This is a genomic window from Streptomyces telluris, from assembly GCF_024519335.1.
Taxonomy (GTDB): Bacteria; Actinomycetota; Actinomycetes; order Streptomycetales; family Streptomycetaceae; genus Streptomyces; species Streptomyces telluris.
The window spans coordinates 124,159-146,639 of sequence record NZ_JANIID010000001.1; the positions used below are offsets into that span (position 1 = coordinate 124,159).

Annotated in this window: 20 protein-coding genes; 10 read left to right on the forward strand and 10 right to left on the reverse strand. The window is 73.4% G+C overall.

Translation table 11 applies throughout. The features are described 5' to 3' along the window. Positions 1-42: 42 nt before the first annotated feature. Both paaK and NQU55_RS00570 read right to left on the reverse strand, forming a co-directional pair. Positions 43-1,353: a phenylacetate--CoA ligase PaaK gene (gene paaK, locus NQU55_RS00565; protein ID WP_168091678.1), complete on the reverse strand. Its 1,311-nt coding sequence runs from the start codon at positions 1,351-1,353 to the stop codon at positions 43-45. Between the two features lie 193 nt (positions 1,354-1,546). After that, on the reverse strand, positions 1,547-3,199 hold the full coding sequence (locus NQU55_RS00570; protein ID WP_168091677.1) for an acyl-CoA synthetase: 1,653 nt from the start codon (positions 3,197-3,199) through the stop codon (positions 1,547-1,549). 166 nt (positions 3,200-3,365) lie between these two features. Between NQU55_RS00570 and NQU55_RS00575 the strand changes: the two genes are divergently transcribed. From NQU55_RS00575 to NQU55_RS00595, 5 genes are all read left to right on the forward strand, one after another. Further along, positions 3,366-4,169: a crotonase/enoyl-CoA hydratase family protein gene (locus NQU55_RS00575; RefSeq protein WP_168091676.1), complete on the forward strand. Its 804-nt coding sequence runs from the start codon at positions 3,366-3,368 to the stop codon at positions 4,167-4,169. Between the two features lie 13 nt (positions 4,170-4,182). Continuing rightward, positions 4,183-5,145 (forward strand): Zn-ribbon domain-containing OB-fold protein, encoded by a 963-nt coding sequence (locus NQU55_RS00580; RefSeq protein ID WP_168091675.1) that lies wholly within the window; start codon positions 4,183-4,185, stop codon positions 5,143-5,145. Continuing rightward, positions 5,142-6,191, forward strand: a complete 1,050-nt coding sequence (locus NQU55_RS00585; RefSeq protein WP_168091674.1) for a thiolase family protein — start codon at positions 5,142-5,144, stop codon at positions 6,189-6,191. The genes NQU55_RS00580 and NQU55_RS00585 overlap by 4 nt, the downstream gene beginning before the upstream one ends. Continuing rightward, positions 6,188-7,354, forward strand: coding sequence for a thiolase family protein (locus NQU55_RS00590; RefSeq protein ID WP_256789383.1), 1,167 nt, complete (start codon positions 6,188-6,190; stop codon positions 7,352-7,354). Before NQU55_RS00585 ends, NQU55_RS00590 begins: the two co-directional genes overlap by 4 nt. Positions 7,355-7,452: 98 nt before the next feature. After that, positions 7,453-7,689, forward strand: coding sequence for a DUF397 domain-containing protein (locus tag NQU55_RS00595; RefSeq protein WP_168091673.1), 237 nt, complete (start codon positions 7,453-7,455; stop codon positions 7,687-7,689). Between the two features lie 7 nt (positions 7,690-7,696). Here the strand turns inward: NQU55_RS00595 and NQU55_RS00600 are convergent, their stop codons facing one another. From NQU55_RS00600 to NQU55_RS00610, 3 genes are all read right to left on the reverse strand, one after another. Beyond that, the gene (locus tag NQU55_RS00600) at positions 7,697-8,713 is read right to left on the reverse strand and encodes an isopenicillin N synthase family dioxygenase (protein WP_168091672.1); all 1,017 of its coding nucleotides are present in this window, start codon (positions 8,711-8,713) and stop codon (positions 7,697-7,699) included. Positions 8,714-9,147: 434 nt separating this feature from the next. Continuing rightward, positions 9,148-9,600, reverse strand: a complete 453-nt coding sequence (locus NQU55_RS00605) for a rodlin (protein ID WP_256789384.1) — start codon at positions 9,598-9,600, stop codon at positions 9,148-9,150. Positions 9,601-9,863: 263 nt separating this feature from the next. Further along, the gene (locus NQU55_RS00610) at positions 9,864-10,343 is read right to left on the reverse strand and encodes a CcdC protein domain-containing protein (protein ID WP_168091671.1); all 480 of its coding nucleotides are present in this window, start codon (positions 10,341-10,343) and stop codon (positions 9,864-9,866) included. Positions 10,344-10,431: 88 nt separating this feature from the next. Here NQU55_RS00610 and NQU55_RS00615 point away from each other — a divergent pair, with 88 nt between their 5' ends. After that, complete coding sequence (locus NQU55_RS00615) at positions 10,432-11,049, forward strand: TetR/AcrR family transcriptional regulator (protein WP_168091670.1); 618 nt, start codon at positions 10,432-10,434, stop codon at positions 11,047-11,049. A 141-nt stretch (positions 11,050-11,190) separates the two neighbouring features. Beyond that, positions 11,191-11,688, forward strand: a complete 498-nt coding sequence (locus NQU55_RS00620; RefSeq protein WP_058041529.1) for a hypothetical protein — start codon at positions 11,191-11,193, stop codon at positions 11,686-11,688. A gap of 113 nt (positions 11,689-11,801) precedes the next feature. Here the strand turns inward: NQU55_RS00620 and NQU55_RS00625 are convergent, their stop codons facing one another. Then, on the reverse strand, positions 11,802-13,808 hold the full coding sequence (locus NQU55_RS00625; protein WP_372504597.1) for an N-acetylmuramoyl-L-alanine amidase: 2,007 nt from the start codon (positions 13,806-13,808) through the stop codon (positions 11,802-11,804). 241 nt (positions 13,809-14,049) lie between these two features. Further along, on the reverse strand, positions 14,050-15,156 hold the full coding sequence (locus tag NQU55_RS00630; RefSeq protein ID WP_168091668.1) for an aminoglycoside phosphotransferase family protein: 1,107 nt from the start codon (positions 15,154-15,156) through the stop codon (positions 14,050-14,052). A 294-nt stretch (positions 15,157-15,450) separates the two neighbouring features. Between NQU55_RS00630 and NQU55_RS00635 the strand changes: the two genes are divergently transcribed. Beyond that, positions 15,451-16,965 carry a DNA-binding protein NsdB gene (locus tag NQU55_RS00635; protein WP_168091667.1) on the forward strand — a complete coding sequence of 505 codons (1,515 nt, stop codon included), beginning with the start codon at positions 15,451-15,453 and terminating at the stop codon, positions 16,963-16,965. A 146-nt stretch (positions 16,966-17,111) separates the two neighbouring features. Here the strand turns inward: NQU55_RS00635 and NQU55_RS00640 are convergent, their stop codons facing one another. Further along, on the reverse strand, positions 17,112-18,581 hold the full coding sequence (locus NQU55_RS00640; protein WP_256789386.1) for a PP2C family protein-serine/threonine phosphatase: 1,470 nt from the start codon (positions 18,579-18,581) through the stop codon (positions 17,112-17,114). A gap of 410 nt (positions 18,582-18,991) precedes the next feature. Between NQU55_RS00640 and NQU55_RS00645 the strand changes: the two genes are divergently transcribed. Both NQU55_RS00645 and NQU55_RS00650 read left to right on the forward strand, forming a co-directional pair. Next, positions 18,992-20,416, forward strand: coding sequence for a HEAT repeat domain-containing protein (locus NQU55_RS00645; RefSeq protein WP_168095023.1), 1,425 nt, complete (start codon positions 18,992-18,994; stop codon positions 20,414-20,416). A gap of 24 nt (positions 20,417-20,440) precedes the next feature. Then, entirely contained in the window at positions 20,441-21,091 is a 651-nt protein-coding gene (locus NQU55_RS00650; RefSeq protein WP_256789390.1) for a hypothetical protein, read from the forward strand. Between the two features lie 49 nt (positions 21,092-21,140). Here NQU55_RS00650 and NQU55_RS00655 read toward each other — a convergent pair whose 3' ends face one another. Both NQU55_RS00655 and NQU55_RS00660 read right to left on the reverse strand, forming a co-directional pair. Further along, entirely contained in the window at positions 21,141-21,608 is a 468-nt protein-coding gene (locus NQU55_RS00655; protein WP_168095024.1) for a hypothetical protein, read from the reverse strand. Positions 21,609-21,953: 345 nt separating this feature from the next. Further along, on the reverse strand, positions 21,954-22,400 hold the full coding sequence (locus NQU55_RS00660) for a hypothetical protein (protein ID WP_168095025.1): 447 nt from the start codon (positions 22,398-22,400) through the stop codon (positions 21,954-21,956). Positions 22,401-22,481 lie beyond the last annotated feature (81 nt).

The following is a 22,481-nucleotide window of genomic DNA, read 5'->3' on the forward strand; positions in this document are numbered from 1 at the left end:
CGCCCGGATCAGCCCGGTCAGGGTCCGGCGTGCCCGGCCCCCTCACCGCCTTCCCCGCTCGTCCACGATGCGCTTCAGCTTGCCCACCGACCGCTCCAGCGTCCCGCCGTCGACCACCTCGACGGCCACCGTGACGCCGATGCCCTCCTTCACCTGCCGAGCCACCTCGCCGGACGCGGCCCCGCGCTGCTCCGGCGTCGCCTCCGGGCGGGCCTCGGCCCGCACGGTGAGGTGGTCCATCCGGCCCTCGCGGGTGAGGCGCAGCTGGAAGTGCGGGGCGAGGCCCGGCGTCCGCAGCACGATCTCCTCGATCTGCGCGGGGAAGAGGTTGACGCCCCGCAGGATGATCAAGTCGTCGCTGCGCCCGGTGATCCTCTCCATCCGGCGGAAGGCGGGGCGGGCGGTGCCGGGCAGGAGCCGGGTGAGGTCGCGGGTGCGGTAGCGGACGACCGGCATGGCCTCCTTGGTGAGGGAGGTGAGCACCAGCTCGCCGTGGCTCCCCTCCGGCAGCACCTCGCCCGTGACCGGGTCGACGACCTCGGGGTAGAAGTGGTCCTCCCAGATGTGCAGCCCGTCCTTGGTCTCGGCGCACTCCTGGGCCACGCCGGGGCCGATGATCTCCGAGAGGCCGTATATGTCGACGGCGTCGATGGCGAAGCGCTCCTCGATCTCCCGGCGCATCTCCTCCGTCCAGGGCTCGGCGCCGAAGATGCCGGTGGCCAGGGACGTGCTGCGCGGGTCGACGCCCTGGCGCTCGAATTCGTCGAGCAGGGTGAGCATGTAGGTGGGCGTGACCATGATGATCCGGGGCTGCAGGTCCTGGATGAGCCGGACCTGGCGCGCGGTCATGCCGCCGGAGGCGGGGATCACCGTGCAGCCGAGCCGCTCGGCGCCGTAGTGCGCGCCGAGGCCGCCGGTGAACAGCCCGTAGCCGTAGGCCACGTGGATCCTGTCGCCGGGCCGGCCGCCGGCTGCGCGGATGGAGCGGGCGACGACCTCGGCCCATGTGTCCAGGTCCCGGTCGGTGTAGCCCACGACGGTGGGCGTGCCCGTGGTGCCGCTGGAGGCGTGCAGGCGCCGGATCCGGGAGCCGGGCACGGCGAACATGCCGAAGGGGTAGTGCTCCCGGAGATCGGACTTGGTGGTGAACGGGAGGCGGGCGAGGTCGGCGAGGGTGCGGCAGTCCTCGGGCCGTATGCCGGCGGAGTCGAACGAGCGCCGGTAGAAGGGCACGTTCTCGTAGGCGTGGTGCAAGGTGGCCCGCAGCCGCTCCAGCTGCAGTGCCGTCAGCTCTTCGCGCGTCATCCGCTCGGCCGCGTCCCGTGGAACCAACCGATCGTTCGGTCGTTGCATGGACTCAAGTTTTCAGAGGCGGCGCCGGGCGTCAAGAGGGGTGCCGGGCCCTGTGGAGGAAGCGGCCGCGCGCCATCAGCCGTGCGCCGCCGGACCCTCGCCGCCGGCCGCGCGAACCGGCCGCGCGGACCGGCCACGTGAGTCGCCCACGTGAGTCGCCCACGCAAGCCGCCCGCGCGAGCCGGCGGACCGGTCAGGCGCCGGCCTCCGCGACCGCCCGCGCCCACCGGTAGTCGGCCTTCCCGCTCGGCGACCTGCGGATCCGCTCCGTGAAGACCACGCTGCGCGGCACCTTGTACCCGGCCAGCCGCGCCCGGCAGTGCGCCTGCAGCCCGTCCAGGGTCAGGGGGCCCGCCCCCTCGCGCGGCTGGACGACGGCGGCCACGCGCTGCCCCCACCGCGCGTCCGGAACGCCCGCGACCAGCACGTCGTACACGTCCGGATGGGCTTTGAGCGCCTGCTCGACCTCCTCCGGGTACACCTTCTCGCCGCCGGTGTTGATGCACTGAGAGCCCCGCCCCAGGACGGTGATCTCCCCGTCCGCACCGGCTCTCGCCATGTCGCCGAGCAGCACCCACCGTTCGCCGCCGGCCCGGAAGAACGTCGCCTCGGTCCGGGCGGGGTCGTTGTAGTAGCCGAGCGGCACGTGTCCGCGCTGGGCGACGCGGCCCTCCTCACCGGGTGCGACGGGTTCGTGCGTGACCGGGTCAACGACGGCTGTGCGGTCGTTGATGCGCAGCCGTAAGCCGCCGCCCGTGCCGCCCCGAGCCGCGCCCTCCCCGCCCGCGTCCGCCCCGTCCGTCGCGGTCCCGTTGAAGCCCGACTCCGAGGAGCCGAAGTTGTTCAGCAGCGCCACGTGCGGCAGCAGGGCCGTGAACTGCTCCCGCACGGTGGCCGAGAGCACCGCGCCGGAACTGCTGACGCTGAACAGCGACGAGCAGTCGGTGCCCCGCATGGGCCCGGCCAGCGCGTCCACCAGGGGCCGCAGCATCGCGTCACCGACCAGCGAGATGCAGGTGACCTTCTCCTGCTCCACGGTGCGCAGCACTTCCCCGGGGGCGAACTTCCGGTGCAGCACGACCTTCTGGCCGTAGTCGAAGGCGATGAGCGCGGTGAGCGTGGACGTGCCGTGCATCAGCGGCGCGGTGGGGAAGAAGACCAGGCCCTCGCCGCCTTCCGCGACGCGTGCGGCCAGCTCCCGGGGGTGCTTCACCGGCTCGCCCGTGGGCGCTCCGCCGCCGAGCCCGGAGAAGAACAGGTCCTCCTGCCGCCACATCACGCCCTTGGGCAGGCCCGTCGTGCCGCCCGTGTAGATGATGACCTGGTCGTCCCCCGATCGCGGCCCGAAGCCGCGCAGGGGCGTCCCCGACGCCTCGGCCTCCGTGAACGGGACGGGTGCGAGGGCCGGTTCGGGCGCCCCGGCCGGGGGCGTGCCGACGCGCACGAGGTGGCGCAGCAGCTCCGTACGGGGCAGCGCCGCGGCCACCCGGCCGGTGAAGGCCGCGTCGAAGACCAGCGCCACGAGGTCGGCGTCGCGGTAGAGGTAGGCCAGCTCGTCCTCGACGTAGCGGTAGTTGACGTTGACGGGCACCGCCCGGATCTTCAGACAGGCCCAGAACGCCTGCAGGTACTCGACGCCGTTGTACAGGTGCAGCCCGACGTGGTCGCCGGGCCGGATCCCGCTGTCGCGCAGGTGGTGCCCCAGCCGGTTGGCCGCCGCGTCGAGCTCCGCGTACGTCATCCGGCGCCCGGCGCCGCTCCCGGGGAGGTCCGCGTGGACCAGGGCCTCCCGGCCGGGCACCGCGTCCACGACCGACTCGAAGAGATCGGCGAGGTTGTAGTCCACGTCTCCTCCTGTCCGGGGGAACGGCGGCCGCGGGCCCATTAGAGCGCCGCACGCCGTGGGGAGGAAGGGACGGCGCCCAAGAAATCTGACGGGAAGTCAGAAAACTCTTGTACCGCGGACACGCCTCCTGCACCCTGTTCTGGTCACCGGGACGGGAGGGCCACCCATGAGCGGCACCGAACACCTCACGGTCGAACGCACCGGCGCCACGCTGGTGCTCACCCTCAACCGGCCGGAAGCGAGGAACGCCCTGTCGCTGCCGATGCTGGCCGGGCTCCACGACGGCTGGCTGGAGGCCGACCGGGACGACGCCGTCCGCTCCGTCGTCCTCACCGGCGCGGGCGGGGCCTTCTGCTCCGGCATGGACCTCAAGGCCCTGCACGGGCCCCCGGACCCGGCCGGCGACCCGTACCGCGCCCGGTTCAAGGCCGACCCCGACCTGCACTGGAAGGCGATGCTCAGGCACCACCGGCCGCGCAAGCCGGTCATCGCCGCGGTCGAGGGGCCCTGCGTCGCGGGCGGCACCGAGATCCTCCAGGGCACCGACATCCGCATCGCCGGGGAGAGCGCCGTCTTCGGCCTCTTCGAGGTGCGCCGCGGCCTCTTCCCCGTCGGCGGCTCCACCGTCCGCCTCCCGCGCCAGATCCCGCGCACCCACGCCCTGGAGATGCTGCTCACCGGCCGCCCCTACACCGCCGGCGAAGCCGCGCGCATCGGGCTGATCGGCCACGTCGTCCCCGACGGCACCGCCCTGGAGCGGGCCCTGGAGACCGCCGAGCTGATCAACGCCAACGGCCCGCTGGCCGTCGAGGCCGTCAAGGCCTGCGTCCACGACACCGCAGGCCTCGCCGAAGCCGACGGCCTCGCCCTCGAACTCGAACGCGGCCGGCCCGTCCTCGCCAGCGCCGACGCGAAGGAAGGCGCCCGGGCCTTCGCCGAGAAGCGCCCGGCCGTCTACCGGCGCGCCTGAAGGGAGCACCGCCGTGCCGGAGATCCTCACCGCACCCCTGACCGTCGCCTTCCCCTTCACCCGCTCCCTCGGCCCTGTGCAGAGCGCCTTCCTCACCGGCCTCCGCGAGCGCACCGTCCTCGGCGTGCGCACGAGCGACGGGCGCGTCCTCGTCCCGCCCGTCGAGTACGACCCCGTCACCGCCGAGGAGATCCGCGACCTCGCCGAGGTCGCCCCCACCGGCACCGTCACCACCTGGGCCTGGAACCCCGCCCCCCGGCCCCGCCAGCCCCTGCGCACCCCCTTCGCCTGGGTCCTGGTGCGCCTCGACGGCGCCGACACCGCCCTCCTGCACGTCCTCGACGCCCCCGGACCCCACGCCGTACGGACCGGCATGCGCGTCCGCATCCGCTGGGCGCCCGAGCGCACCGGCGCCGTCACCGACATCGGCTGCTTCGAGCCCTGCGACCCGCACGAGGACGACGCGGCGGCCCGCTCACGGGAACCCGCACCGCACGACGGCGACTTCGCCGACCCCGTCACGGGCATCGTCACCCCCGCCCGGCTCGACTACACCTACACGCCCGGCCGGGCCCAGAGCCGCCACCTCGCCGCCCTCGCCGAGAGGAGGATCACCGGCGAACGCTGCCCCTCCTGCCGCAAGGTCCACGTCCCGCCCCGCGGCGCCTGCCCCACCTGCGGCGTCGCCGCGACCGAGCAGGTCGGGGTCGGCCCGCGCGGGACCGTCACCACCTTCTGCGTCGTCAACATCAAGGCCAAGGACGCCCGCATCGAAGTCCCCTACGTCTACGCCCACATCGCCCTGGACGGGGCCGACCTCGCCCTCCACGGGCGCATCGGCGGCATCCCGTACGACCAGGTGCGCATGGGCCTGCGCGTCGAGCCCGTGTGGGGCGCGGACGGCCGCCACCCCGACCACTACCGGCCCACCGGCGAACCCGACGCCGCCTACGACGCGTACAAGGAGCTGCTGTGAAGCCGGCCGACGCGGGCGGCGACCGCGGCACGGCCCCCCGCGACGTCGCGATCGTCGCCTTCGCGCGCAGCGACCCTCGCGCCTGCGCCGAGGGGCTGTCCGAGACGGAGATGCTGCTGCCCGTCCTGCGCGAGGCGCTGGCGCAGGCCGGACTCGCCCCCGGCGAGGCGGACTTCACCTGCTCGGGATCGAGCGACTACCTCGCCGGCCGCCCCTTCTCCTTCACCCTGACCCTCGACGGCGTCGGCGCCTGGCCGCCCGTCGCCGAGTCCCACGTGGAGACGGACGGTGCCTGGGCGCTCCACGAGGCCTGGGTGAAGATCCTCACCGGCCGGGCCGACACCGCCCTCGTCTACGCCCACGGAAAGCCCTCCGCAGGCCCCCTGCGGGACGTCCTCACCCGCCAGCTCGACCCCTACTACGTCGCACCCCTGTGGCCCGACTCCGTCTCCCTGGCCGCCCTCCAGGCCCAGGCCCTCATCGACGCCGGCCACACCGACGAGGAGGCCCTGGCGGCCCTCGCCCACCAGGGCGGCGGCGAGGCCCCCGCGGGCGAATACGTCGTGCGGCCCCTGCGCGCGGGCGACTGCTCGGCCGTCGCCGACGGAGCGGCCGCCGTCGTCCTCGCCGCCGGCGACACCGCGCGCCGCATGTGCGCCCGCCCCGCCTGGATCCGCGGCATCGACCACCGCATCGAGGCCCAGGCCCTGGGCCTGCGGGACCTCACCGACTCCCCGTCCACCCGCCTCGCCGCCGAACGCGCCGGAGCCTTCCGCGCCCCCGTCGACACGGCCGAGCTCCACGCCCCCTTCACCTCGCAGGAGGTCGTCCTGCGGCGGGCGCTGCGCCTGGACGACACCGTCGTGGTCAACCCCTCCGGCGGCGCGCTCGCCGCCGACCCCGTCATGGCCACCGGCCTGATCCGCCTCGGCGAGGCCGCCGCCCGCATCCACCGCGGCGCCTCGGACCGGGCCCTGGCCCACGCCACGTCCGGGCCCTGCCTGCAGCACAACCTCGTCGCCGTGCTGGAGGGGGAGAGCACGTGAGCAGGGAACCCGTGGCCGTCGTCGGCATCGGCCAGACCAAGCACGCGGCGGCCCGCCGGGACGTCTCCCTGGCCGGACTCGTCCGCGAGGCCGCCGTACGGGCCCTGGAGGACGCGGGGCTGTCGTGGGCGGACACCGACGCCGTCGTCCTCGGCAAGGCGCCCGACTTCTTCGAGGGCGTGATGATGCCCGAGCTCCACCTCGCCGACGCCCTCGGCGCCGTCGGCAAGCCTGTCCTGCGCGTGCACACCGCCGGGTCGGTCGGCGGCTCCACGGCCCTCGTCGCCGCCGACCTCGTCGCGGCCCGCGTCCACCGGACCGTGCTCGCCGTGGCCTTCGAGAAGCAGTCCGAGTCCAACGCCATGTGGGGCCTGTCCCTGCCCGTCCCCTTCCAGCAGCCCCTGCTGGCCGGCGCCGGAGGATTCTTCGCCCCGCACGTACGGGCCTATATGCGCCGCAGCGGGGCACCCGCCTCCGTGGGCTCCCTCGTCGCCTACAAGGACCGCCGCAACGCCCTGAAGAACCCGTGGGCCCACCTGCACGAGGACGGCCTCACCCTGGAGCGGGTGCAGTCCTCGCCCATGCTGTGGGACCCGGTCCGCTACTCCGAGACGTGCCCCTCCTCCGACGGCGCCTGCGCGATGGTCCTCACCGACCGCCGGGGCGCCGCCCGCGCCCCGCACCCGCCCGGCTGGGTGCACGGCGGCGCCATGCGCAGCGAACCCACGCTCTTCGCCGGCAAGGACTTCGTCTCGCCGCGCGCGGGACGCGACTGCGCCGCCGAGGTCTACCGGCAGGCGGGCGTCACCGACCCGCGGCGCGAGATCGACGCCGCCGAACTGTACGTGCCCTTCAGCTGGTACGAGCCGATGTGGCTGGAGAACCTCGGCTTCGCCGCCGAGGGCGAGGGCTGGAAGCTCACCGTCTCCGGGGCAACGGAGCTGGACGGCGAACTGCCCGTCAACCCTTCGGGCGGCGTCCTGTCCACCAACCCCATCGGCGCCTCCGGGCTCATCCGCTTCGCCGAGGCCGCCCTCCAGGTGCGGGGGAGGGCGGGGGAGCACCAGGTCGACGGCGCCCGCAAGGCGCTCGGCCACGCCTACGGAGGGGGCGCGCAGTTCTTCTCCATGTGGGTGGTGGGCGACGAACTCCCCACCACCTGAAGGGGCGCACGGCGGAGCGTTCGCCGCCGTGCGGCCTGTCCGGCGCACGCCGCGCTCGCTAGGGTGGGCGCGGACGACGACCGGGAGGAGCTTCAGCAGTGGCGGAGAGCACGACTGAACGACCGGCGGGCGACACCGCGCCCGAGCTCGACCTCGGCAACGCCGCCTGGCTGTCGAGCAGCCAGGGGGCCGGGGAGGTCCAGATCGCCTTCGTCGAAGGCTTCATCGCCATGCGCAACGGACGCAATCCGGACGGGCCCGCGCTGGTCTTCACCCCCGGGGACTGGCGGGCGTTCGTACGCGGCGCGCGCGAGGGCGAGTTCGACCTCACCTGACGGGCGGTCAGCCCACGAGGGTGCCCTCGGTCAGCAGGCCGGCGTGGTGGCGGGCGGCCACCTGCGGGTGGGCGCGCAGCCAGCCCTTGATCTCGTTGCGGCCGTACTCCGCGAACAGCGGGTTGCGGTCGTCCTGGGTGACACCCGGGGCCCGGTCGGCGTGCGCGAAGGGCACCGGCGCGATGCGGGCGTCCAGGCGCGGGTTGTAGAAGAACGGGACCGAGAAGCGCTCGCGGGTGCCGGACGGGCTGACCACACGGTGGTTGGTCGCCTTCAGGTAGCCGTTCGTGGCCACCTCCAGCAGCTCGCCGAGGTTGATGACGAACGCGCCCGGAACCGGCGGCACGTCGATGAACGACCCGTCGGCCCCCTCCACTTGGAGACCGCCGACCTCGTCCTGCAGCAGCAGGGTCAGGAAGCCGTAGTCCTTGTGGGCGCCCACGCCCTGGCCGGCGCCGTCCGGAGCGCTGCCGGGGTAGCGGACCAGCTTCAGGTGCAGGTGGGGGCGGTCGGCGAAGGCCTTGTCGTAGAAGTCCTCGGGGGCGCCGATCGCGGCCAGCAGCTCGTGCAGCAGCCGCTCGGCCACCCCGCTCAGCCGGTCGATCCAGCTCAGGGCGGCGGTGCGCAGCTCGGGGAGGGCCGCGGGCCACTGGTTCGGGCCCTCCAGCCACCAGTAGCCCGGCTCGTCCGCGCCCGGCACGCGGGCCTCCCGCTCGGCGCCTATGTCGAGCTGGTCGCGCCAGTCCTGGCTCCCGCCCGTCCGCTCGTCGCCTATGCGGGTGTAGCCGCGGAAGTGCGGGGAGTTGAGGTTGCTGATGGACAGCCGGTCGGCCTCGGGGAGCGCGAAGAACGCCCGCATGGTGCGCCACAGGTCGGCGGTCTCGGCCTCGGTGACGCCGTGGCCGGTCAGGTGGAAGAAGCCCACGTCGCGCGCGGCCGCGTGCAGCTCCTCGCGGAAGCGGGCACGGGCCTCGGGGCCGGCGGAGGCGGCGGAGAGGTCGAGGACGGGAAGCTTGTTGCTCATGAGCGTTGTCCACAGCGTGAGGGCCCGGAATGTCCGTACGGCGGTGCGCCGGACGGCCGCTCCGCCGCCGCGGGTACGCGGGCAGGGCGGAGCGGGACCGGGAAACGGCAGGAAAAGTAAGAAGGAAAAGCAGGCCACGGCCCGAAGAGAGGGCTGGGCGGAAAGTGAAGATCAGCCGTAGCGGCGACAGGACATGCTCGTGACGCGGAGGAGGTCCACGTGGCGGCGTTTGACGAGCATAGTCACGCGGTCATCGTATACGACGCGGCCGGGAACCGGCGCCCGCCGCTGTGACCTGCGGGTTTCCGGCAGGTGGCGGGCGGGTTCCGGGTGGGTGAGGGGCGCGTCCGGCACCGGGTCCGGACAGGGGAATCCCCCCGCCCCGGGGCCCGTGCACCCGAGACAGGGGGAGATCCGTCCGACGACGCCGTGGCTCAGTGGCCGCCGAAGCCGGGGTGGCCGCCGTGCAGGCCGTGCAGGCCGGGGTGGCCGCCGCCCTTGTTGCCGGAGCCGTTGCCCGAGATGATCGGAATCTCGTCGAGGATGTGCGACAGCGGGTCGTCCCCGTCGCTGATCGTCGAGTTGTCGGTGCACTGCTGCTGCTGCTGGGACGTGAGGATCGGCACGTCCTGGACACCGATGTTGATCAGTGCGAGGAGCGACTGGACGCCGATCTTCCCGATGCCGAGGCACGGCTTGTTGAGCGTGCCCTGGATCAGGCTCATCTGCGGGCTCTGCTTGCCGCCGGTCTTCGTGTTGCCGTAACCGGTGTGCGAAGCGTTGCCGTTGGCCACGTCCTGGTCGTTGCCGATCGCCATGGCCGGGCCGGCGATGGTGCCGACTGTGGTAACCGTCACGGCGGCCGTCGTGAGTACCTTCTTGAGCACGTCTGTGCCTTTCGATCGATTAGCTGCCTCTCACAGACAGGGAAGCGACCTGAGTAACTCGGGCTCATAACGGAAGTTTCGGGAATTCACTCATTTGCTCCAGGTCGGCGATTCCGGGAAAGGGAGACCTCGTCACTGCCTGGTAGCGTGCGCCCGCGGCGGCGTCTTCGGCCGTCGGTCCGCCCGGACAGCGCCCCCACAAGCTGCGTCCGGGCGGGCTTTTGACCGCGTTCCGCAGCGGCGTCCGGCCTGGAACGCCTACGTCAGCGGCGCGAACGTTCCGGTGCGAACGGCACCCCGCTCGCCAGGGCTCGCGCACCGATGACCAGCGCCTCGCCCAGGAAGCTGACCCCGATGTTCAGCTGGACCGGCCGGGCGCCCTCGGACACTCCCGCGTGCGTGGCGAGCAGGCCGAAACCACCCATGATCACCAGGGATCCCGCGAGGACCAGGAAGGTCCGGCCCGTGTAGCGCTGCCAGAGCGCTCCGGCCCTCTCGAAGAGCTGGACGGTGGCCCCGCGCGCCGCGCCGAGTCCGCAGCCCAGGAGGGCGCCGGGGATCACCCAGGCCAGGTCCGCCCCCGTCACCTGCTCCGCCTTCGCCAGGGACACGATGCCGATGGCGGTCAGGGCGACCGGCGGAATCAGCAGGTCGCGCGCATTGAGCGGCTCCCCCTTCAGCCGCCTGATCACCACGACGATCACCACCACGGCGATGATCGCCCCCAGCAGCCAGCCGTTCACCCGCCACTCCCTCCGAGCCTGCGTTCCCTGCTTTTTTGGCACGGTCGCGCCAAAAAAGATGGTAGCTCGACCGTGCTATAAAGCCAACATGCCGAAGATCGTCGACCCCGGGGCGCGCCGCAAGACTGTCGCCGAAGCCGTCCTCCGCGTCGTGGGCCGGAGCGGCCTGGAGGCCGCCTCCCTGCGCAACGTCGCCGAAGAAGCGGGCCTCGCCATCGGATCCGTGCGCCACTACTTCAGCGACCACGACGAACTGGTGATCTTCGCGATGGGGGAGCTGACCGGCCGTATCGAGGCCCGCGTCCTCGCCCACGTCGACCGGCTCCTCGACCCCGCCGACGCCGCGGAGCGCCGCACCCGCGCCGAGGACCTCCTCGCCGAATTCCTCCCCCTCGACCGGGAGCGCCACGAAGAGGCCGTCCTCTGGATCGCCTTCGCCACCGCTGCCCGCACCCGGCCGGGACTGCTGCCCCACGCCCGGCAGTTGCAGGACGGCATGCTCGGCGTCGTGACCCGCGTCCTGCGCGGCGGCCAGGAAGCGGGCGGCCTGCCCGCCGACCTGGACATCGGCACGGAGAGCCTGCGGTTGTCCGCCCTGCTCGACGGCCTCACCCTGCAGGCCGTGCTCCAGCCCGGCACCCTCACCCCCGACGTCCTCCGGCAGGTGCTGCGCCGTCACCTGGACAGCCTGCGCACCTCCGCCTGACGGCCCTGCCCGGCCCGTCCGGCCGCCCCGTCCGCCCCTCCGTGCGCACGCTCCGCCACCCCGTCCCGCAGGGCGCGCGGACGGCCGTGCCGTTGCTCTCCCCGGCGCCACGCCGGGGCCCCGGGCACGTACGATGTGGGCATGTCCTTCCTCCGCCGCCGCAGCGCCACGCCCACCGGGCCGGACTTCGACGTCCTGGCCATGGACCCGGGGGACTGGCCGGGCGATCTCGGGGCCGGGCTGCTGCCCGCGCCCGACGGCAGCTGCCAGGGTGTCTTCCTCCGCTACGACCTCTTCGGCGGGCGCGGCCCGGCGATGATCATCGGCAATATGCCCGAGGGCTCCCCGGTGCGCGAGCTCGAGGAGGGCCAGGTGCCCTTCGAGGTCACGCAGCTCCTCCAGGCCCTCGGCAACGACGAGCCGGTGGAGGTGCTGGAGACCGAGGACATCCCGGTCATGCACGAGGACAACCTGCTGATCGTCCGGCGCATCAAGTGCTCCGAAGGCCGCATCTCCTGCACCCAGTTCGACCGCAGCGACGGCGTCCTCGTCACCATCGCCAGCTGGGACCGGCCCATCACCGACGAGCTCTACCAGCTCCTCAAGCCGCTGCCCGCCGAGATGTTCCAGACGGCCTGACGCCCCGCTCCTCCCGGAGCCCCCGCACCACCCCTCGCGCGCACGCGCACGCACGCACACCGGAGCCCGGCACGGCAGACGCCGTACCGGGCTCCGTCGTCCTGTGCGCCGGGCTACCGGTTCGAGGGCTGCACCGTCACGTCGGCGGCCTTCACGAAGGCCACCCGGTGCCCGAACTGGATCTCGTAGTACGCATCCCTGCCCTTGATCACCTTGTGGCCCGCCGGATCGAAGGTCTTCGCCCACAGGTACTCGCCCGGCACCCGCGGCCCCACGACGTACGACTGGCCGGCGAGCAGCTTGTACGGCAGCGGCGCCAGGGCCTGCACCGGGACGCCCGGGGGATACGCCTCCTGCTCCGGATAGGCGCGCCCGTACACCGCGACCTCGTCCAGCCCCGCCTTCGGGGTGGCCACCCGGCCGAAGGCGTTGACGGCGGTCGGCTGCGACCACGGGTTACGGAACCACGCCTCCTGGCCCAGGTACCAGATCGCCGTCCAGGAGCCCTTGCGCCCCGCCACCGCGAACTGCTGGCCCGTCGAGGCGCGGGCCCCCGTGTCGTTGACGTCGATCGTGGTCGCACTGCCGTCCGGACGCAGCCCCGCGTCCTTCACCAGCGGCGCCTTCTCGCTCGGCGCCGTGTGCAGGCGCACCGCGCCCGAGCCGTGCGGTGCGCAGGGCTTGGCCGGGCCCGTGCAGCCGGTGTACGCGGGCTGGTGCTCCTCGTAGTCGGGAAGGATCGTGACCATGCCGCCGGACGTGCCCCCCGAGGGGTGGAACGGCCTGCCCATCAGGTCGAAGTAGTGCGCCCAGTCCCAGTACGGGCCGGGGTCGGTGTGCATGCCCCTGATCGTCGACGGCGTCGTGCCGGGGACGTTGTCGTGGCCGAGGATGTGCCGGCGGTCCAGGGGGATCTTCAGCCGGCTCGCCAGATGCCGCACCAGGCGGGCCGAGGTGCGGTACATCTCCTCCGTGTACCAGGCGTCGGGCTGGGCGAGGAAACCCTCGTGCTCGATGCCGACCGACTTGGCGTTCACGTACCAGTTGCCCGCGTGCCAGGCGACGTCCTTGGTGGGCACGTGCTGGGCGATGTGCCCGTCCGCGGAGCGCACCGTGTAGTTCCACGAGACGTAGGCCGGGTCCTTGACCAGCTTGATCGTCGTCTCCCAGGACCCCTCGGTGTCGTGGATGACGATGAACTCGGTCTTCTGCGAGGCCGGGCGGTCCGCCAGATCGTGATTGCCGTAATTGTCGCCCTGCAGCTTCTCGTACGGCGCGGGGATCGCCTCACAGGCCACCGTCCTCGGGCACTCGGTCCCCTCGTCCGGCGCGGCCGGCAGGCCCAGCCGCCGCACCTGATCGGCACGCCCGGCGAGGCGCGGGGCACCCGGCAGGGCCACCCGCTGGCCCGCATCGGTGGTGCGCCGCTCGCCCGAGCGCATCACGTCGAAGACGTCACGGGCGAAGGTGGCGGCCGTCGCCGTGTCCGACGCGCCCGGATAGCCCGCCACCGCGCCGTACCAGTCGGCGGGATCCTTGCTCAGGGGCAGCCCCAGCCGCTTCTGCGCCGCCGCGAGCAGCGCGGCGCCCCCCTTGACGTTCGCCGCGGGATCCCGGCGCAGCGCCTCGCGCGACAGACCGGACGCCTGAGCGGCCCGCTCCAGCGTGCGCAGCCGCGCGGGGACCTCACCCGCCGGCAGGGCGGGCGGCCGGACGGCCCGGGGGACCGGGCGGGCGTCGTCGCCCCGGGGGTCCTCACGGCCGTCGCTGTGGTGCGGGGCCTCGGCCAGGGCATGGACGGCATCGGTGAGGTGCATGGGGCCGTAGCCGCCGGTGACGCTCGGAGCACCGCCGTGGGCGTCCCAGCGCGACTGCAGATAGGAGACCCCCAGCAGCACGCTCTGCGGGACCCGGTACTCACGGGAGGCCTCGGCGAAGGCCCGTTGCAGGGCGCCGGAGCCCGGCCGGCGGTCCGGCGCCGTGGGGGTGGCCGTCGCGTGAGACGCCAGGGGCAGCAACAGGGCGGCCGAAGCCATGACTCCGGCCGCCCTGAACGCGGCCTGTCTTCTTCGCCGTGGTCTGAGAAGGGCGGTCCACGGTCGGGGAGCGGATCCTCGCAATGCAGCCTCCTCGGGGCGGCCCGTGCCACGCGCGGGAACGGTCTGGGGCGCGATCGGGCGTGCGGGACCGGACGTAACCAGAGGTAGCCCCTGGCGGACGTTCCGTCAATCATGCTGCTGCGATGCATGTTGCCCACGGCTGCTGCTGCGCCTCTTGCTTCCCGGCACCTTCCCTCCGGATACGACGGCGACACGCCGCGCAGCGTGCGCGGCGTGTCGCGGAGGGGGCGGAGGCGGTGGGTCAGCGGGTGCCGACCGCGGTCCGGACGGCGCGCCTGGCGAGTGCGCAGTCGTCGTGCAGGCGGCGCAGCAACAGCCGCTGCTCCTCACCCGACTCCGCCGCGCCGGGTGCCGCCGGGGCCGGCTCGTCCACGGCTCGCTGCATGGCCGTCTCGCAGGTACGGATCTCCCGGGTCAGCACGAGCATGAGATTCACCAGGAAGGCGTCACGCTGTACCGTGCCGGCCTGCCGGGCGACCTGGCTGATGTGACGGCGCGCCGCGGGGGCGTCGCCGAGGACCGTCCACAGCGTGGCGAGGTCGTAACCCGGGAGATACCAGCCCGCCTGGTCCCAGTCCACCAGCACGGGGCCGGTGGGGGCCAGGAGGATGTTGGACAGCTGGGCGTCGCCGTGGCAGAACTGTCCCTGGACGTGGGCCAGCCCGTGCAGCAGCTTCTGCAGATCGCCCATGTCGCGGTCGGTCAGCAGGCCCAGCTCGTGGTAGCGGGCGATGCGCTTGCCGTAGTCCAGCGGCATGTCGAACATGCCGGCCGGCGGGCGCCAGAGGTTGACCCTGCAGAGCGCCCCGAGTGCGGCCCGCACATCGGCACGGGGCGGCGCCTCCGAGGGGTGCCGCTGCAGGGCGGCGGGACGCCCGGGCATGCGCTCGATCACCAGCGTGCAGTTGTCGGGGTCCGCGGCGATGAGCCGTGGCACCCGCACCGGCGGACGGTGGCGGACGAACGCACGGTATGTAGCTATTTCGTGCCGGAACCGCTCGGTCCAGGACGGTGAGTGGTCCAGTAAACACTTGGCCACTGCCGTGGTGCGGCCCGTGGAGCCGACCAGCAGGACCGAGTGCCCGCTGCGGCGCAGGACCTGGACGGGGTTGAACTCCGGGCAGATGCGGTGCACCGCGGCGATCACGGTGCGCAATTGCGTGCCCTGAGGGCCGGACAAGTCGATTCTCCCGCTGAGCGGTTGCCCCCCCAGCCCCGGGGACCGCCGGGCCCGTCCGCCCCCGAAGGCAGCCCCCGCGGCGTGGGAGGGGTCGAGGTACGGCCCGCCGCCGGCGTGGGGAGGGCGGAGCCGGGGCGGGGCGGACACGGAGGACGAGGCTGCATACATGAGCGGAACGGATCCCTTCGTGTGCCGACGAGTTGCCGCGCTCCCCCGGTCCCCGGGCCGGCGTGCACCCTGGGGAATGCACGTGGTCCGCGGCCGGGCCCCGGACGGTCCCTCTCGGGCGTCCGGCTACCGGCCGGTTCGGCCGACTGGCGGCGGCCGGGGTGGCGCTTTCCTACATCACACCCGCCCGCGGGTGGCACACCATGTGGCGGACCCTGGCGAACCCTGGCGAATACTCGCCTGGCCCATGACGGCCCGCTACCTTCAAGTCAGCCGAGAACCTGGGGGCTTGACGTGACGAGGGAACCCAACACCCGCCTCGCGGATCTGTTCGGCCTGGCCGGATGGTCCAAGGGCGAACTGGCGAGGCTCGTGAACCGGCAGGCGGCCGTCATGGGCCACCCGCAGCTGGCGACCGACACCTCGCGGGTGCGGCGCTGGATCGACATGGGGGAGTCCCCGCGCGATCCCGTGCCCAAGGTGCTGGCAGCCCTCTTCACCGAGCGACTCGGCCGTGTCGTGACCATCGAGGACCTCGGGTTCGGTCGGCGAGGGCGCGCGGGTAGGGGGCAGTCCTCGGACGGCCTTCCCTGGCCGCCCGAGCGGACCGCCGCGGTCCTCACCGAATTCACGGGAATGGACCTCATGCTCAACCGACGCGGCTTGGTGGGTGCGGGCGCCGCGCTCGCCGCAGGCTCAGCACTCAGCAGCGCCATGCACGACTGGCTGCACTCCGATCCGGTCCTCGCCTCCGACTCCCCCCGCTTCGACGATCCCCTGCGCAGCAACTCCGTCCACGCCGAAACCGCCGGGCTCGACCGCTACGAGGCCGCGCCGGTGGGCTCCACGGAGATCGACGCCCTGGAGCGCTCCGTCGAGGTGTTCCGCGCGTGGGACGCGGCCCGCGGCGGCGGGCTGCAGCGCAAGGCGGTGGTCGGCCAGCTCAACGAGGTGGGGGGCATGCTCTCCTACCACCACCCCGAGCACCTGCAGCGCAGGCTCTGGGGCGTCGCCGCGAACCTCGCGGTGCTCGCCGGCTGGATGTCCCACGACGTGGGCCTCGAGCCCACCGCCCAGAAGTATTTCGTCATCGCCGCCCACGCGGCCCGCGAGGGGGGCGACCGGCCCCGCGCGGGGGAGGCCCTCTCCCGGGCGGCCCGCCAGATGGTGCACCTCGGCCGGCCCGACGACGCCCTCGACCTGATGACGCTCGCCAAGTCCGGCTCCGGCGACGAGACCCTGCCGCGCACCCGCGCCATGCTCTACACCATCGAGGCCTGGGCGCAGGCGTCGATGGGCCGGGGCCAGGCCATGCGGCGCACTCTCGGCGAGGCGGAGGAGCTGTTCGTCTCCGACAAGCGGGACGTGCCGCCCCCCAGCTGGATGCAGCACTTCGACGAAGCCGACCTCCACGGCATGCAGGCCCTGGCGTATCGCACGCTCGCCGAGCACGACCCGGGGGCCGCGGCCATCGCCCAGCAGCACGCCAGGGAGGCGCTGGCCCTGCGCAGAAGCGGCCACCAACGGTCGATGATCTTCGACTACATCTCCATGGCCTCGGCCTGCTTCATCAGCAACGACCCCGAGCAGGCGGACACCTACGCCCGGCTGGCCCTGGTGTCGATCGGGGAGACCTCCTCGCACCGCACCTGGGACCGGCTCCGCGAGATGTACCGCCTGACGGGGAAGTACGCGGGATACGCCCGGATCGAGGATCTCCGGCAGGAGATCAAGCAGGCGCTGCCCAAGGCTCCCAAGGCGCAGCCGAAGAAGGGCGGCGGCGCCGGCGGAAAGGGGATGGCGGTGTAAGCCGCCGGGGCACGCGCCGGGCGGTCCCGGCAGCGCAAGCGGGCAGAAGCGGGCAGCGGCCCGGGCTGGTGACGGCCTCAGCCACTCACCACACGGTCTCGGTCCAGCCGTTGGCCTCCGTCATGGACGGTCTCACATGGACGGTCTCAGTCGTTGACGCGCCCGATCAGCAGGCAGGCGTCGTCCTCGCGCTCCTTGCCGCCGAACTCCTCCAGCACGGCCCGTACGCACTCCTGTGCGCACTTCGCCGTGGCGAACCGGGAGGCCAAGCCCAGCAGTCTGTCGGTGACGGTCTCGGTGATCGGACCGGCGCTGTGGGGCGAGAGCCCGTCGGTGTGCAGGAGGAGGACGTCACCGGGCTCCAGGAGCTCCTCCGCCTGTCCGTACGCGGCGTCGGAGACGGCACCGAGCAGCATGCCCTCCGGCGGCTGCAGCGCACGGCCCTTCCCCCGGCGGAAGAGCAGGGGCGCGGGGTGGCCCGCCTGGGACCAGGTCAGAGTGCGGGTCGCGGGGTCGTAACGGCAGCAGACCGCGCTGCCCAGGGCGGGCTGCGCGGAGGCGTCGAGGAGGTGGTTGAGCCAGCCCATCAGCGGGCCGGGGTCGGCACCGGTCACGGCCATGCCGCGCAGTGCGCCCAGCAGCATGGCCATGCCGGAGGTGGCGGTGGCGCCGTGCCCGGTGAGGCCGCCGACGCTGAGCAGGGTCTGCCCCCCGGGCAGCCGGAGGGCATCGAACCAGTCGCCGCCGATGAGGGCGCTGCTGGCGGAAGGGAGGTAGTGAGCGGCGAGGTCGAGGGTGCCGGGGGAGCCGTCGGACCGCGCGGTGCCGCCCTCGGGGAAGCGCAGGGAGCCGCGCCACGGTGGCAGCACGGCTTCCTGCAGCTCGACCGCGAGCCGGCGCTCGGCCTGGGCGAGGTGCTGCCGGCGCTGCAGCGAGTGGCATGTCTCGTCCACCGCCTCGCGGCTGCGGCGGAGCTCGCTGACATCCCGTAAGACGGCCCACATGGAGGCCGTGGAGCCGTCGGCGCCGAGGACGGGCTCGCCCATCATGTGCACCGTGCGGACCGAGCCGTCGCCGCGCACGATGCGGAACTCGCCGTCGATGGGCTTGCCGTCGATCAGGCAGCCGGTGACCATCGCGGTCAGCTGCCCGCGGTCCTCCTCGGGCAGCCAGGAGGGCAGCTCGTCCAGCGTGAGCGGGCCGTCCTCGGGGCGGCGCCCGAAGAGCGCGAACAGCTCGTCGGACCAGGTGGCCTCGTCGGTGAGGAGATTCCACTCGGCACTGCCGACCCGGGCCGCGGCCGTGGCGGGCGGGGCCGCGGGCGCCGGGACGGCGGTCCGCACCGCGCCCGGGGCGTCGGCCGGGCCGGGCGCCGGGGGGCCCTCGCGCAGCTGGCCGAGGTGCTCACCGAGATCGTCGAGGTGGTGGGCGGCCAGATCGCACAGGGCGCGGTGCCAGCGCCGCCGGGCGTCGTCCGGCTCCTCCGGGCCCGTCGCCTCGCGCCGCACGGCGTCGAGCCCGCCGCGCAGCTGACGCGTCTGCGAGATGAGGGCGTCGACCGTGCCGTGCTCGGGCGGCTGAGCTGCGGAGGAGTCCGCGTGGAGGGGGGACGGCATCTCGTACTCCGATTGGGGGGCGCGGCGCGGCCGGCTCCATAGGGTCCGTGGGATGGGCCGTAACGACTGTTGCACAGCGAGCGAGGGCCTGTAAGTGCTTTGGCAACACCCGATCCGGTGGTGTCTTAGGCATATGCCTAGGGCAGGGCGAAGTGGTGGTGAAGGTTCACCTTGGGGGTGACCAAGTGATTACGGGGAGTGGGATCGCGTCAATGCGGGGGCGGAGTGGCCGAGGTGCGGGCAAACCGGACAGGACTCGGCGGAATCCCTCACTCCAGGTAGGCTGCGGGGCGCTCGACCGACCTCGAGTTCCCCCTGTTCACCACGCATAGCACCGGTGGACACCGGCAAGAATGCCGGACGACGGAAATCCCGTTGCCAGCCGACTCCCCGCACCGGATGCTGACCCCATGTTCGATCCAGACATAGCGCCCAGCGGCACCCTGCTCGGCCTCCTTCAGCGAGGCCGCGGCGACGGGACCCTGCATGCCCTCGCGGCGCCGCGGGCGGAGGCGCTCGCGGCGCTCCACCACTGCCTCCTCAGCGACCCCAGGCGCGACTGGCAGGTGGAGAACCGCTCCCTCTACTACGCGCGCCTGTGTCTGGACCTCGACGCCGGGCTCGACGGGATCGACGCCCACCTCTTCGACGCCGACGACCTCCTCGACACCGCCGAGGAGCGCACCGGGCTCGCCCTCGCCGTCCTCGGCCACCTCGCCTCGTACGGCCGGGAGGACGCCCTCCTGCTGCTGCGGCGGTACGCGATCTCCGGAGCCAACTGGGCCTGGGCCCTCGACGAGCTCGCCCTGCGCGACGACGACGCGGGCCTGCTCGCCCTCGGCGAGAGCATCCTCGCCCGCTTCCCGCGCACCCCGGAGGGCGAGAAGGCGCTGGCCGCGGCCGTGCGCGACGCCTTCGAGCCCCGCCCCTGGCGGCTGTGGGCCGACGCGGCCCAGTCGCCCGCCACGGCGGACCGGGTGCGCGCCGCGCAGGAGCAGGGCTCCTTCGACCGCTGGCAGCGCCAGCTGCGCCCCACCGGCCCGCGGCCCGGCTGGAGCGTGCGCGAGGTCCTCGACTGGGCCCAGGAGGGCCTCGGCCTGCACCCCGTCCAGCTGCGCCACGTCCCGGCGACCCGCTGCCTGAACGCCGTCGCGGGCCCCGAGGACCGGCTGGAGATCATCGAGGCCGCCGCCTTCGGCCCCGAGGGCGCCCGGGCCACCGCCCTGCGCTACCTCGCCGAACACGACGACCCCCAGGCGCTCGACCTCATCGAGACCGCCGCGGCCGAGCCCGGCGAGCTCGTGGCCGAGGCCGCCGTCACCGCCTTCGAGCGGATGCGCGGCACGGCCGCCCTGGAGCGCGCCCGCGCCTGGATCCACCGGAGCGACGCCCTCGGCGGCGCGGCGGCCGGCATGCTCGCCTCCCGCGGCGCCCCCTACGACGCGGCGCTCGTCCTCGGAGCCCTGCGCCGGACCGTCCGGGCCGAGGGGCCCGACGCGCCCGTGCTGTGGGACCTGGTCCCGGGTGCCGGGCGGCTGGGGATCACCTGCGCCGCGCCCGTCCTGCGGCACATCTACCGCGAGACGTCGTCCTCGCACCTGCGCGGGCGCACGGCGCGGGCGCTGGCCGCGACGGACCCGTCGTTCGCCAAGGGCTTCGCGGTCGAGTGCCTGTGGGACTGCGAGGAGAGCACCCGCGAGCTCGCCGCGCACCACGCCGCCACGGGCGACGTCCGCGTCGTCGAGCAGCTGCGCCGGCTCGCGGCGGATCCGGCCGAGGAGGACGAGGTCCAGATCGCGGTCCGCAGCCGGTTCGGCCCGGATTCGGCGGTCTGAGCCGCCTGCGAGCAGAATGATCACGTGAATGAGACAAATGAGATAACGGGCGATTCGACGACCGGCGGCGTTCCGGCGACCCGCACTCCGGCGACCGGTGTGAAGGCGAGGCGGGCGGCCGGGCGGACAGCCGCAGCGGTGGCCGTCCTCGTGGCGGCGCAGATGGCGGCCGGGACGGTCGCGGAGGCGGCCGCCGCCCCGGCGTCCGCGCAGGCCGTGGCCGCGGCGGGCAAGGCCTCAACGGGTGCGACGGCCCCCGTCAGGATCACGGAGGGGCAGGTCGCCGAGGCCGCTCCGGGCGGTGCGATCCTCTACCCGAGCGTCACCAGCTGCCTGACGGTCACCGTCCGGCTGCGCGACGGGGGTCTCGTGGGTGCCCACGCCAGCCTCTTCCAGGTGCCCGGCGAATACCGCTCCGACCGCATCCTGTCCGAGCTGAAGCGCGCGGTCGGCGGCCGGCCGGTGCGGGCGGTCGAGGTCAGGGGCGCCGTCGGCGCCTGGGACCCGGGCTATTTCGTCAAGGCCATCGAGAGCTACGGGGACGGGGAGGCCGTGCCCTTCCCGGAGTCGCCCGACCCCGGCGGCATCGCCGAGGCGGTGGGCAAGGGCCTCGGGCAGCCCCGGGCCTTGGTGACCGTCGAGGACGTGCCCGACGGAGATCAGACCGTCCGCTGACGCATGAGGGTGCGGGGCGGCCGCGCCGCCCCGCACCCTCATTATCCGCTCAGGTGCGACGGCGCTTGAGGGCCTTGCGGATCAGGACGATCGCCAGAATGATCATGGCGATCACGAAGACGAAGACCAGGATCATTACGATGATCATGAAGATGCCGAGCTTCTTGAAGAAGCCCTTCTTTTTCTTTTTATCCTTCTTCGGCTTCTTCGCCGCAGAGGTCACGTGGCCCTTGGGGGACCGGTGACCGTGCGCGGCCTGCAGCGCGGGCGCGGCGCCCGTGCTCCCGGCTCCCGCGGCGGCCCCGGTCCCGGTCCCGGCCTCACGCTCCACCGTGGCGACGGCCGCGGCCGGGCGGGCCTGCTCCGTCGCCTGGGCGGACGCGGGGGAGACCAGCAGGGAGGCGCCCAGCGCGAGCGCCGCGACGACGGCCGCCCGGCGGGCCCGCTGCCACCGCCGCCGTACGGCGGGCGCGGCCGCGCCCGCCCGCTGCTCGTCGTCCATCAGCTCAGCGTTCATTGACGCCCCCATCGGTGTTTCCGGGTGTTCTTGTGCGTACGGGTGCATTCCGGCAGCGGCGGGCCGCAGGGCCCTGCAGCCGGAATGCGGCCCCTATTATCTGCACACCGACAAGCGGTCCATCAGGGCGCACAGAAGCTCTGGAACAAAACCGGAACGATCGACTCCTGAGGCGGGGTCACTATTCCGCACTATGGGCGGATTGGAGTTTCCCGTGCCCACCACTCGTCCCCTTATTCGTCCTGCCGCCCGGCTGATGCTCGCGCCGCAGCACTCCTCCACGGCCGAGCTCCTGGCGGCCGCGGCCCGGCGGCGGGGGATCCGAAGGCGGGTCGGGCGCCGACGTCACGCGTCCGGAGCCGGCCGGGAGCTCTGCAACGCCGGGCTGACGGGCCTTGGCGTCAGCAGGCTTCGCAGCGCCCTGCCCGCGGCGTAGGCGGCGAGCGCCGCGACGGGGACCGCCGTGAGGGCGACCCCGGTCCACTTCTCCGCGTAGTGCGCGGCCATCGTGGGGGTCGAGGCGAAGGTGACCATCGGGCCCCAGGTGTAGTAGCCCCACACCATGATCAGCTGGGAGGCCGCCGCCCGTACGACCGCGTGGAGCGCGGTCGGGGCGGTGGCGGCCACCAGGGTGACGATCACGGCGTACGGCACGTAGCCGGAGGCGAAGCGGCTCGCGGCCGTGACGGTCAGGCCGTCCCCGTCGCCGGCGACCGCGATGTAGAGCGAGAGGGCGCCGGCGCCGAGGGCCACCAGGGCCGTCACCGCGCTCCGGCGGATTTCCTGCTTCACGGGCGCTCACTCCTCACTTGCGTTGATTCATCCCGAAAGAGACCGGAGAGAAAAGCGTGGCGCGTGATTGTGCGCGGCCCG

Bases quoted from the DNA above. Each gene is read 5' to 3' on its own strand.
- paaK (WP_168091678.1), bottom strand. From the start codon at position 1,353: ATGCAACGACCGAACGATCGGTTGGTTCCACGGGACGCGGCCGAGCGG.
- NQU55_RS00575 (WP_168091676.1), top strand. From the start codon at position 3,366: ATGAGCGGCACCGAACACCTCACGGTCGAACGCACCGGCGCCACGCTG.
- NQU55_RS00600 (WP_168091672.1), bottom strand. From the start codon at position 8,713: ATGAGCAACAAGCTTCCCGTCCTCGACCTCTCCGCCGCCTCCGCCGGC.
- NQU55_RS00615 (WP_168091670.1), top strand. From the start codon at position 10,432: ATGCCGAAGATCGTCGACCCCGGGGCGCGCCGCAAGACTGTCGCCGAA.
- NQU55_RS00620 (WP_058041529.1), top strand. From the start codon at position 11,191: ATGTCCTTCCTCCGCCGCCGCAGCGCCACGCCCACCGGGCCGGACTTC.
- NQU55_RS00630 (WP_168091668.1), bottom strand. From the start codon at position 15,156: ATGTATGCAGCCTCGTCCTCCGTGTCCGCCCCGCCCCGGCTCCGCCCT.
- NQU55_RS00640 (WP_256789386.1), bottom strand. From the start codon at position 18,581: ATGCCGTCCCCCCTCCACGCGGACTCCTCCGCAGCTCAGCCGCCCGAG.
- NQU55_RS00645 (WP_168095023.1), top strand. From the start codon at position 18,992: ATGTTCGATCCAGACATAGCGCCCAGCGGCACCCTGCTCGGCCTCCTT.
- NQU55_RS00655 (WP_168095024.1), bottom strand. From the start codon at position 21,608: ATGAACGCTGAGCTGATGGACGACGAGCAGCGGGCGGGCGCGGCCGCG.